The sequence below is a fragment of the Janthinobacterium sp. NKUCC08_JDC genome (assembly GCF_019345575.1).
Taxonomy (GTDB): domain Bacteria; phylum Pseudomonadota; class Gammaproteobacteria; order Burkholderiales; family Burkholderiaceae_D; genus Janthinobacterium; species Janthinobacterium aestuarii.
The window spans coordinates 70,095-81,962 of sequence record NZ_JAHKQW010000001.1; the positions used below are offsets into that span (position 1 = coordinate 70,095).

Here is an 11,868-nt window from a genome sequence, read left to right on the forward strand (position 1 = left end):
CCATGCGCTCCCTTTTCGATCACGAGATCATCAAACAGCTGCACAGCGGTGCCCGCTCACGGGTTTACCGCGTCAGGGCTGCGGATGGTGCCGCGCTGATCGTCAAGAAACCCAATCAGCCGTTCCCCTCCTTTCAGCAACTGGCGCAATTCAAGCGCGAGTATGCGATCGCGCGCCGCTGCCGCCATCCTGGCGTGGCGCATCCGCTGGCGCTGCAGCTGCACGGCGGGTGCTGGACGATGGTCCTCGAGGATACTGGCGGCCAGGCGCTCGACCACGTATTGCGCGCGCAGGTGGCGGCGCGCAGGACGCCGTCGCAGCCCGCATTGGCGCTGGACGACTTTTTCGACATCGCGCTGCAACTATGCGCTGCGCTGGAGGAGGTCCATACGCATGGCGTGATCCACAAGGACATCAATCCCTCCAACCTGGTGTGGAATGGCGAGCGGCGGCGGCTGCAACTGATCGATTTCGGCATCGCCTGCGAACTGCCGTACGAAAGCCACGGCATCGTCAATCTGCAAACGCTGGAAGGCACACTGCGCTACATGGCGCCGGAACAGACGGGGCGCATGAACCGGCGGGTCGATTGGCGCGCCGATTTCTATGCGCTGGGCGCCACCTTCTACGAACTGCTGGCCGGCCAGGCGCCGTTCGAGACGGGCGACGAGATGGAACTCGTGCACTGCCACATTGCGCGCAGTCCCGACTGGTCGCACCCGGCGCTGGCAAGCCTGCCTGGCCAGCTGCTGCCGATCATCCAGCGGCTGCTGGAAAAAAATGCCGACCAGCGCTACCAGAGCTTGCAGGGCTTGCGCAGCGACCTCGAAGCCTGCCGCGCGCAAGAGCCGGCGCTGTCGCTCAAGCTGTCCGACCACAACGGCCGCTTCCTCGTGCCGCAAACGCTGCATGGGCGCGAGGATGCCATCGCCGAGCTGCTGGCGGCGTTTGAGCGCAGCGCCGCGGGCGGATGCGAGATGCTGCTGGTGGCCGGCCATTCAGGCATCGGCAAGTCGGCGGTCGTCAACGAAGTGCAGAAACCGATCATCGCCCGGCGCGGCTGTTTCCTGTCCGGCAAATTTGACCAGCTACAGCGCGACGTGCCGTATGCCTCGCTGATCCAGGCCTTCCAGGGGCTGGTGCGCCAGCTGCTCGGCCAGCCCGAGGAAACGCTGCGCCAGTGGTCAGCCAAACTGCACCAGGCGCTGGGTAGCGGCATCGGCATGCTGGTCGAGCTGATTCCCCAACTGGCGTTGATCGTCGGCCCCACGGACACGATGCCCGCGTCGGCGCCGGCACAGGCCCAGCTGCGCCTCGACCGCCTCTTCCCCCGCTTCGTCGAAGTATTCGCCTGCGCCGGGCATCCGCTGGTGCTGTTCCTCGACGACCTGCAATGGGCCGATGCGGCCACCTTGCGGATGATCGAACTGCTGATGGTCTCGTGCGACAAGAGCTGCATGCTGTTCATCGGCGCGTACCGCGACAACGAGGTGAGTCCCGCGCATCCACTCATCGCACTGCGCGACAAGCTGCTCTCCCGTGACGTACGTCTGTCGACACTGTCACTGGGCGCACTGACCGAGCCGCAGGTCGCGCAAATGGTCTCGGCCACCGTGCGCGTCGCGGCCACCGACTGCGCGCCACTGACCAGCATTTGCTACCGCAAGACGGCCGGCAATCCGTTTTTCCTCAACCAGTTTCTCGCTTCGCTCAATGAGACGGGCCAGCTGCGCTACCGGGCCACCGACGATTGCTGGGACTGGGACTTGCCCGCGATAGAACAGGCCAGATATACCGACAACGTGGTCGAGGTGCTGCTGGAGAAAATCCGCCGCCTGCCCATCGCGACGCAGCACCTGCTGCAACTGGCCGCCTCGTGCGGCAACCGCTTCGCACTCGACACGCTCGCGCTGGCAGTGGACCGCGCGCCCCGGAAAACGCAGCAAGACCTGTGGCCGGCGCTCAGTGCAGGATTGATCCAGCCGCTCGACGAACGCTATAAGTACGTGAGTGGCGACACCGATGCGGCCAACAGCGGCGTCAGTTACCGCTTCCTGCATGACCGGGTACAGCAGGCCGCCTACCTGGTCGCCGACGACGATGCGCGCGCGGCCAACCATCTTCTCATCGGCCGCTTGCTCCTGCGGCATGCGACGCCGGAGCGTCGGGACGAGACACTGTTCGAGATCGTCGAGCAACTCAATGCCGGGCGCGCGCTGATCAACGATGCGGGCGAGCGCGCGCAACTGGCGACGCTCAATCTCCAGGCCGGCGTCAAGGCACGGCGCTCCGCCGCATTCCAGTCCACGCTGGAGCACATGCGCACGGGTCTCGACCTGCTGCCGGCGCAGGCATGGAGCGTCCACGCCGACCTCTGGCTCGACCTGCAGCTGGGTGCGGCCGAAGCGGCCTATTTGTGCGGCCAGTTCGATGCGGCCGAGGCGATCTACCCGCAGGTGCGCGCCCGTACCCTGAGCCCCTTGCAGCAGGTGCGCTGCATTGCCATCCAGGCGCACCAGTATCAATTGCAGGGCCGCCTGCTCGACGCCATTGCCGTCCAGCGCGACGGCCTGGCGCTGCTGCACATCGACATTCCGCACGATGTGACGCAGATGAAGGCGCGCTTCGCCGATATCCTCGCCGACATCGGGCGGCAGCCCGGCGCGCAGGCGCCCGACACCTTGCTGGCGGCCGATGAGATGTGCGAGCCGGACGCGGTGGCCGCGATGCAGATGATGCAGGGCCTGTGGATGGCCAGCTATTACGCCGGCCAGCAGGATCTCAGCGCGCTGATGGTGGTATCGATGACGCGGCTGTCCATACAGCGGGGGAACAGCGATTTCAGCGCCGTCGCCTATGTCGGCTACGCGATGATGGTGGCGCTGTACAGCGGCGACATCGCCCGCGGCTACGCCTTCGGCGCGATGGCGATGGCGCTGGCCAGGCGCCGTGCCAACCTGCAGACGCGCACGCTCACGGGCCTGATGTTCGGTGCGCTCAGCAACCACTGGACGCAGCCGCTGCGCAGCTCCGACGCCCTGTACGAAGAAGCGTTTGGCTGGGCGCTGGAAATCGCCGATTTCGTGCAGGTCGGCGTGGTGGCGGCCGTGCGCGCCACCGACCGGCTCATCCTCGGCGACTACCTGCCGCATCTGATGCACGACATCGAGCATGACTTGGCGCTGATGCGCGCCAACGGCCAGCAGGCGATGGCCGATTGCTGCGTCGCCGCCGCGATCCAGCCGATCAAGTGCCTGATGGGTCTCCTGCCCCGCCACGGCAGCTACGACGATGGGGCCTTCAGCGAGGCGCGCTTCCTCGATCAGTATGGCGGCTCGCACCTGTACCGCGCCTACTTCTTGCAGGGGAAGATACGCAACGCCTACCTGTTCGACGGCGCCGACGCCGAACAGCTGGCCGGCCAGCTCGGCAACGTCACCCAGATCATGCGCGGCCAGGCCAAGGTTGTCGAGTGCAGCTTCTACGCCGCGCTGATCCTGATCCGCGCCTTGCGGCGCGATCCTGCGCGCCCCGATGCGGGCGATATGCTGACCGTGATCGGCACGCTGCAGGCGAGCCTCGCCAAGTGGGCCAAACAAGGCTCGGACAACAGCAACGCCAAACACCTGCTGGTGCAGGCCGAGATGGCACGCTACCGGGAAGAGCTGCAACTGGCCACACGTTATTATCAACAGGCGATCGACGCGGCAGGCCTGGCCGGCTACGTCAACATGCAAGCGCTGGGCAATGAACTGTGCGGCGAATGCTGGTTCGACCAGGGACATGCGCGCGTGGCCGGCGTCTTCATCCAGGACGCCATCGCGCATTACGGCCAGTGGGGTGCGCAGGGCAAAGTGGCGCAGCTGCATGCGCGCCACGGCGTACTGCTGTCAAGGATGGAAGGCCGCAGCACGCAGCGGCATTCTGTCTCCCACACGCACGGCAGTTCCGCGCTCGACCTCGTGTCGCTGCTGAAGGCGTCGCAGATCCTGTCGAACGAGGTGGGCCTGCGCAAGGTGCTGACGCGCCTCATTGCCATCGTATGCGAAAACGCCGGTGCGCAGGTGGCGCGCCTGCTGCTGCTGTCCGAAGGCAGCTACCAGCTGGAGGCCAATATCGATGGCGATGGCGTCACCGTTTTGCAATCGCGCCAGCTCGACCTGAGCGCCGCCAGCGACCCGCAGTTCCCGCTATCGCTGCTGCGCTACGTCGTGCGCACCGGTGCCGAAGTGATCGAAGACTGCATCACGGGCGCTTCGCGCTTTGCCGCCGACCCGTACGTGCAGTTGCACCTGCCGCGCGCCGTCATGTGCCTGCCGATCCGGCACGGCGGCCAGATCGGCGGCATCCTGTACTTCGAGAACAGGCTTGCCGACGCCTCGTTCACGGAAGAACGCGTGGCGTTCCTGCGCATGCTCGGCGCGCAGGCGATGATCTCGATTTCCAGCGCCAGGCTGCATGACAGTCTCGAACGGCGCGTTGCCGAACGCACGGAACAGCTGGAGGACGCCAACCGCAAGCTGGCGACCCTGTCCATCACCGACGGCCTGACGGGCCTGGCGAACCGGCGCCATTTCGACGACGTGCTGCGCGCCGAATGTGCGCGTGCCACGCGCGTCGGCCAGCCGCTTGCCGTCGTCATGCTCGACGTCGACTATTTCAAGCGCTTCAACGACCGTCACGGCCACCAGGCCGGCGACGCATGCCTGATCCGGGTCGCGCATGCGCTGGCGGCCGGCATGCGGCGCGCGGGCGACCTGACGGCGCGCTACGGCGGCGAAGAATTTTCGATCGTGCTGCCAAACACCGGGGCGGACGAAGCGCGCCAGATCGGCGAAGCGCTACGGCGCGCCATCGAAGAGCTGGGCATCGCCCACGTGAACGCGGATGCACTGCAGGTAACGATCAGCGTCGGCATCGCGGTCCAGTCGGCACCGGGTGCCGCCGATCCGGACGCCCTGCTGCGCCTGGCCGATGCCGCGCTGTACTACGCCAAGGATGCGGGGCGCAATTGCGTGGTGCTGAGAATTCTGCCGCCTGGCTAATCCGCGTTCACGGCGTGGGGCGACTCCTCAATCGCTGCCATGGCTGTTCTCGCGCGCCTGCTCCTGCGCCTTTTCCTGCGACACCAATCCATTGAAGAACAGATTGAGCAGCACGGCAACGATGGCGGCCAGCAGGATGCCGCTGTGCAGCAGCGGCGACAGGGCTTTCGGCATGTGCTGCGCGTACTGTTCCGCCACCAGCGGCAGCATGCCGAAGCCGATCGACAGCGCTACGATGAACAGGTTGTTGCGGTTGCTCTTGTAGTCGACGCCGGCCAGGATGCGAATGCCCGTGGCGGCGACCATGCCGAACATCACCAGCCCTGCCCCGCCCAGCACGAACGCCGGCACAGCTTCGGCCGTCTGCGCAACCTTCGGTATCACACCCATGACCAGCAGGATGACGCCGGCCGCCACGCAGACCCAGCGGCTGCGCACGCCCGTCACGCCCACCAGGCCCACGTTTTGCGAGAACGAGGTGTACGGGAAGGTATTGAAGATACCGCCGATCAGGGTGCCCAGGCCATCGACGCGCAAGCCGCGGCTGATGTCGGCCTGCTCGATGCGCTTGCCAGTCATCTCGCCCAAGGCCAAAAACATGCCCAAGGACTCGATCATGACGACGATCATCACCAGGCTCATGGTGACGATGGCCACCACGTCGAAAGTCGGCATGCCGAACTGGAATGGCGTGACGACAGCAAAAGCCTTGGCGCTGGCCACCTTGGCGAAATCGGCCTTGCCCAGCGCAAACGACAGGGCCGTGCCGGCGATGATGCCGATCAACACGGCGATATTCGACAGGAAACCGCGGCCATACTTGGCCACCAACAAGATGACGGCCAGCACGAAGAAGGCGATGCCCATGTTGTCCAGCGCGCCATAGCCGGGGTTGGCGATCATGGGCACTGGGCCGGCCGGCGCGGGCAAGCCGGCCGCCGTGGCGGCCGCGGCCATCTTGACGAAAGCGGGATCGGCGATCTGCGCCATGGCGGGCGGCCCGCCCATGGCCCAGTTCACGCCCACGCGCATCAGTGACACGCCGATCACGGCGATGATGCTGCCCGTGACCACGGGCGGAAACAGGGCCAGCAGGCGACTGATGAAAGGCGCGATCAGCATGGAAACGATGCCGGCGCCGATCACGGCGCCAAAGATGCCGGTGATGCCCAGGGAAGGATTGTTCGCCATGGCCAGCATGGGACTGACGGCGGCAAAGGTGACGCCCATCATGACGGGCAGGCGGATGCCTAAATGCTTGCCTATGCCCAGGGATTGGATCAAGGTCACCAGGCCGCAGCAGAACAGGTCGGCACTGATCAGCGCCGCCACCTGCTCGGGCGGCAGCTTGAGAGCGCGCCCGACGATCAGCGGTACGGCGATGGCGCCCGCATACATGACGAGCACGTGCTGCAAGCCCAAGGTAAACAGTTTGCCAGCTGGCAGGATTTCATCAACGGGCGATGGCGCGGCAGGCGTGTTACCGGGCACGCTGCGGTGGATGGATTTCAGACGGGGAGAGGCCATTTACGCTCCACTTCCTGGGTTACCGCGGCCCGGATGGGCGCAGGTGAAAGGGAAAAGCAAGACAGAAACGGGACGGCAGGAACACGACGGTGACGGCTGATGCATGCGAAGCTCCTTGGATGGGACGACCAAGATAGCCATGCATGCTTCGTGCCAGGTGGATTGTATACAGAAATTGTGGCAAAAATCACCAGGGATTGGTCAATTTGACCGTGGATGCACCGTTTTCTCGCATGCCGCCCCGCGCACCTGCACCAGAAGGCGGCAAAGGCGGCGGCACTGGCAGGCCGCTGGTGAACTGCTGCTTGGAATGCCTGTCAATACCTGCTGCGCGTCCTGATTTGCGGCCTGCGATGCTCACTATCTCGGCGGCTCCGCACCTTGTGCAGCTGCGCTTCTTGGGCCAGCCAGCAGCGGTGCCAAGCCCTCCTTCCGCCCGCAGCAGTTTTGTTAGTTGCCAGGCATTTTACGCATTGCCAGGCGTTGTTAGCCTTTGCTAACCGCTTAGCCGCCGCCACAAGCATCGAGCAGCGATTCCAATTGGCGTACATGGGCGGCACGCAATTGCTCGCGCGCCAGCAAGGCTTGCACTTGCTCGAAGATACCGTGCGATGGCACCGCCGGCAAGACGGGCGCGGCGGGGCGCGTGGCGATGCACGGCGCGTTCACGGGCCAAGCTTCCAGCGTCGATGCCGGCGCCCATGCCGCGCAGCCGGTCAACAAGCTCGCCAGTAATAAAGTAGCTAGTCTGCTGGCGAGGCTGCCTGCATACCTTCCGGCACCTTCACGCGGCGGCCTCATGGCATTTCGCTGGCGATCAGCGCCTCTGCGGCACGGCAGGCGTCGCCTTCGGGCTGCAGCGCCAGGATGCGGGCCGCAGCCGCTTGCGCATCTGCCTGCCCGGCCTGCGCCGTGGCCAGCGCCTGCCCTACCCGCGCCGACCGGCGCACACCCTCCTCCCGCATCGCATTCAGGGCCTGGTTCTGGCGACGCAACACGGCTTGCACCTCAAGCACTTGCGCCGCGCACGCGGCACGGCCCGTTTCGCGGCCCCAGCGCTGGGCGCAAAACACGGCTGCCCCCAGCAACAGCAGCATGGCCACAACGCTCAACGACGGCTTCATGCCAGCACCTTGCGCGCTGCCTGGTACAAGGCCAGACGCTCAGCCAGACCATTCACGCCGCCGTTGATGCGGCGCGTCACCCGTTCCTGGTCATCCGCGTCGGCCAGGCGGTTCAAGCCGCGCGATTGCCAGAACCAGCCCGCCGAGCGGCAAGCGAAAAACGTCTGCTCCAGCAGTTGCGGCGCCGCCAGCAAATCCAGGCCCAGCGCCACGCCGCACGCCGCATAGTTGGCGCGCCCCGTCACCTGCAGCAAGCCGCGCCCCTTGAAACGCACACCATCGCCGGCGATCACATTGCCCAGGTCCACGCGTCCTTCATAGGCCGTGCCGCTGGCCAGTTCGCGCACATAGCGCAACTGTCCCGATTCGTGGCCCACCTGCGCCAGGAACGAGGCCCTACGCAGCGGGGTATCGATACTGAATTCGGCCATCGCCGCATTCAAGGGCGCCAGGAACAGCGTAGCGCGGCGACCGGCCAAGGGCATGATCTGCATCAATTGGGCGCCTGTCACAGCATGCCTCGCACATCCTTGACGGCAGCGGCCGCATCGACTGCCAGTTCGCCGATATCCTTGCCGCGACGCTTGTCGAACCAGCGCACGCAGGCACCCAGCACCCACCAGGCAGGCAAGCCGGCCGCCACCATCACTGGGGCGGCGATGAACAAAAAACCCGTGGATGGGTCGCCGCCATACAAACCCGCCACGGTCTTCGCGCTGTCGAACAGGCTGGGCCACCACGACAGCACGACGGCCACCAATACGGGGCCGAGAAAGGTGGAAATGATGATGCTGGAACAAAAACGAATAAATGCCTCCTTGGTGGATCGGGGCCACATGAACATGAAGCCCAGCGACGTGGCGGCGGCGCCGGCCAGCACGGGCACGCCAAACAGTTTGATCAATGCGCCGCCGGCGGCGGTGGTTTCGAGGGCCATGGTTGCCTTTCAGGTGGTGGAAATGAAAAAACCCGCCGAAGCGGGTTTGGATATAGCAAGCACAATCTTTATGCCACCTTCACGATTACACGAGCACGGCCATCGTCTTCGATGGCGATGACCTTGCCGATGGCACGCGTGTATTGCTGGAACGTCATGTCGTCCTCGCGCACGGCCAGGCCGCCGATGCCCTCACCTTTCTGCACCGGGACAATGTACTGCCCCGGCGTGGCATCCAAGACGTTCACAGGTACCTGGCCGCAGAAAGCGATACGGTCAACCTGCTGGCGCGCCGCTTCCAGAGCCGCCTCAAATGCCAGGCCAGGTGCACATTTAAGGCCCCATTCTTCATCGGTATCTCCAGGTATTGTTTCTTGGCGATATTGCGCTTCGCGGGCCGGCACGGCAGGCGCAACCTCAACCAGCTTGCCATCGACCACTTCCAGCACGGCGTCAATGCCAGCAACAGCCTCACTGAGCAGCACTTGACGCGTGGAAGGCATGAGACGTTCAACAGGCACTGGCCGCTCACCCAAATGCCGCGCCCACCGGTCCCCGCCAACCATACAAGGATCAGTCGATTTGACAGCAAAGGCAATCGCGCGCTGCCATTGGTCGGTTAGTTTTCCATCAACATCAATGCCGATAATCTGCCCCGGAAGAATACCCGTGCATCCAGGTGCCTTTAACATATACTCAGCGTAATCGGTACCGCCGGCGTTGATGGTGCCAGCGGCGCTAATCGAGCGCGATGTCGTGGAGTTTCTCCCTATGTATGCAACCGAAGCACTGTTGCCCCAACCACCGGCACCATTGGACGCTCGAATGGCAAAACACGAGGAAGTTACACCCGTCTCTACGCGCCCGACGTAGCAAAGTTCGCCGAACTCTACAGTCCTACGGGTTAACTGATGCGCACTTAACGGGAGAACTGGGCCAGCAGTAATAACGCCTGGCAGGGTAAGGTCGCCGGTGCCATTAATATCCAGAACTGATGTGACATTGTCAGGCAAGCTAGCATCGACAGCATTCAAACGTAGTTGGAATCCTTTTCCAGAGCTCCCCGGATGACTACGGGCACTCCAAAAAAATCTACCTGCATTGGAATAGCCTGGAACCGATGCGACGCCCATGGAGAGCACCTCATAATATATGCCAGCGCCCCCCGCAGCCCCATCATTCGGCGCCCGAAGAGCGCTTGCCCAAAGAGTACTAGATATCCCTCCGGCAATTATTTGTTTTGGACCAACCAAAACTGACGAAGAATCGAAAGTAGTCCGCTGCCGCTCGAAGGTTACAGTATTCTGCGCACCAAGCTTCAAGCCGAAGATGGAGCTAGCCAAGGTTCCGGCCGGGGGTTCAGCAGCCACGCCGTAATACGATACGTCAGAATCCTGCCAGCAGGTGGACTCACAATAAACGGCAAGGGAGAAGAAGGTGCCGCACAGGATATATACCTGACCATCATCCGCGATGGTCACTTCCGATACCGTGTTATTTGTCGTGCCACCTTCGTTATGGAAAACACCGCGTATCTTGCTGTCGTTGTCTACCCGAAGCTGGATAATGGTTGCCATGGCGTTCGACATACCGACAATAGCGCCGTATGACGTGGTTCCACTTACACGAATTGATGCCTCCGTTCCCTGCTGTGCGGAATTAAACTTCCCGATTCGCCACCAGCCTGTCTTCATACCAGTATTCACAATTGGGCCTGGGCCATACGCGCAAGCTTGCACATATTGAGATGTGACGATCGGGGCATTCGAATAGATCGTGCCCTTCATATTCCCCCCGGACAATGGCAATGCATTGTACGGTCCCGCCGCAAACGCCCGATCCATGTCATTCAATTTCTCGTTGACGTTAGGCATACCGTCATAAAATTTATCAGCCATTTAAATTCCTTCAATTTGTAGTGGTGCAGAATACGTTTCAAAGTACGGCGTAGTTACCGCGTCGCTATTGCTGACCTTGCCATAAAGCATGTAGTCCTGTTCCAACAAGGGATCCGGATTTTCCGGAAACAAACTGAACAGCATCGCCTTACCCTTGCCGTTCTCGCGCAGAATGCGCATGAAGCGCGCGCGGTCCATCGGTGTCAGGTGCGCCAAGTTAATGCTCAGCTTGTCGCTGGTTGTACCTAGCGCGGTTTTCAGGTTGCCTGCACCCGTGCGGTAATTTTCACTGCTATCCTGCGTCTGCACCTGGGCGCCATACTCGGCGTTATGTTGCGGTGACCAGTAGTTGCCCACCACCAGACGCGAGATTTCCAGGTAGCCTTCTGGGCTCTGCGGCGCAGACACGTCGATCACTAGGCGGCGCATGCGCGCAGGGGCGAACCATGCCACGCCGTCGGAACCGCCGCCGCGCGGCCAGGTGTTCACGCCGCCCCACTGATAGGCGTTCCAGCCGAGCGGCAGCACGCCCCAGGGATAGGAACCATGCACAGCAGCCGGGCACGGGAAGATGCTGCCGGTGTCGAGTACCGGCACGGCGTCGCCCGGCTGGGCATAACCGCGCACGCGCATGCGCGCGCTGCTGGTCATGTTGGTGAAGATCAGCGCCACACAGGCGATGGATTCCTGTGTCGGCCAAGTGGCGCTGATGGTCTGTGCAGTGCCGCTGGCGCGTAACACGGCATTCTTGCTATCGCGCTGCAGGTTGGCCGGGCCCAGTTCGCCGGTTTGGCTCGATGCAGTCAGCACCGCGCGGTCAGCCGCGTTGTCATAGATGATGCGAAGATTGCTCATGGCAACAGTGCCCCTTTCAGGAGGAGGTAAGTGGTTGGTGAAATAAACCCAGTGATAACGCCGATAGGCTCGGTACTGGATGTGCAGCGCCGCATGCCCCAATAAACCCGGTGCGCTAGCGATTGGTGCCAGCGCTGGGATCGTATGACGGGTCGGAGGTTGGGCAACCCATCACGACAGGCCGGATCAGCAGCTGGGCCGTCATGACGGCTCCCTTGGCTACCCCAGATGCGAGCGGGAACTTAGGATGGCTGAAATCGCAGGCAAGAGCGCCATTGGCGTTGTAGAACACAGCACGGATGCCACCGTCGTATAGCGTCGATACGAAGACGTAGGCCCGCACTGCCAGGGACAACTGCACGGAATCGAACTGATACGCGTCGCGCGATGAGCCGTAGTGGCATATGGCCCGCCACTGCCCTGCTGCCACCTAGGCTGATGAAATGATGCCGATGTTGCTGTCGAGTGGCATATTCAATGTC

Annotated in this window: 8 protein-coding genes; 1 reads left to right on the forward strand and 7 read right to left on the reverse strand. The window is 63.2% G+C overall.

Annotated features, from left to right (window positions below; genetic code table 11):
• The first annotated feature begins 2 nt into the window (after nt 1-2).
• A complete protein-coding gene (locus KO538_RS00385; protein WP_219327185.1) occupies nt 3-5,045 on the forward strand; it encodes a diguanylate cyclase domain-containing protein in 5,043 nt (1,680 codons plus the stop codon).
• 27 nt (nt 5,046-5,072) lie between these two features.
• Here the strand turns inward: KO538_RS00385 and KO538_RS00390 are convergent, their stop codons facing one another.
• From KO538_RS00390 to KO538_RS00420, 7 genes are all read right to left on the reverse strand, one after another.
• Nucleotides 5,073-6,572 (reverse strand): nucleobase:cation symporter-2 family protein, encoded by a 1,500-nt coding sequence (locus tag KO538_RS00390; protein ID WP_257620098.1) that lies wholly within the window; start codon nt 6,570-6,572, stop codon nt 5,073-5,075.
• Nucleotides 6,573-7,076: 504 nt separating this feature from the next.
• On the reverse strand, nt 7,077-7,241 hold the full coding sequence (locus KO538_RS00395) for a hypothetical protein (RefSeq protein WP_175444602.1): 165 nt from the start codon (nt 7,239-7,241) through the stop codon (nt 7,077-7,079).
• 128 nt (nt 7,242-7,369) lie between these two features.
• Nucleotides 7,370-7,696 (reverse strand): hypothetical protein, encoded by a 327-nt coding sequence (locus tag KO538_RS00400; protein ID WP_219327186.1) that lies wholly within the window; start codon nt 7,694-7,696, stop codon nt 7,370-7,372.
• A complete protein-coding gene (locus tag KO538_RS00405) occupies nt 7,693-8,190 on the reverse strand; it encodes a glycoside hydrolase family 19 protein (RefSeq protein ID WP_219327187.1) in 498 nt (165 codons plus the stop codon). The genes KO538_RS00400 and KO538_RS00405 overlap by 4 nt, the downstream gene beginning before the upstream one ends.
• A 14-nt stretch (nt 8,191-8,204) precedes the next feature.
• Nucleotides 8,205-8,633: a hypothetical protein gene (locus KO538_RS00410; RefSeq protein ID WP_219327188.1), complete on the reverse strand. Its 429-nt coding sequence runs from the start codon at nt 8,631-8,633 to the stop codon at nt 8,205-8,207.
• Between the two features lie 68 nt (nt 8,634-8,701).
• Complete coding sequence (locus KO538_RS00415; RefSeq protein ID WP_219327189.1) at nt 8,702-10,531, reverse strand: hypothetical protein; 1,830 nt, start codon at nt 10,529-10,531, stop codon at nt 8,702-8,704.
• Nucleotides 10,532-11,386: a hypothetical protein gene (locus tag KO538_RS00420; protein ID WP_219327190.1), complete on the reverse strand. Its 855-nt coding sequence runs from the start codon at nt 11,384-11,386 to the stop codon at nt 10,532-10,534.
• Nucleotides 11,387-11,868: the final 482 nt, after the last annotated feature.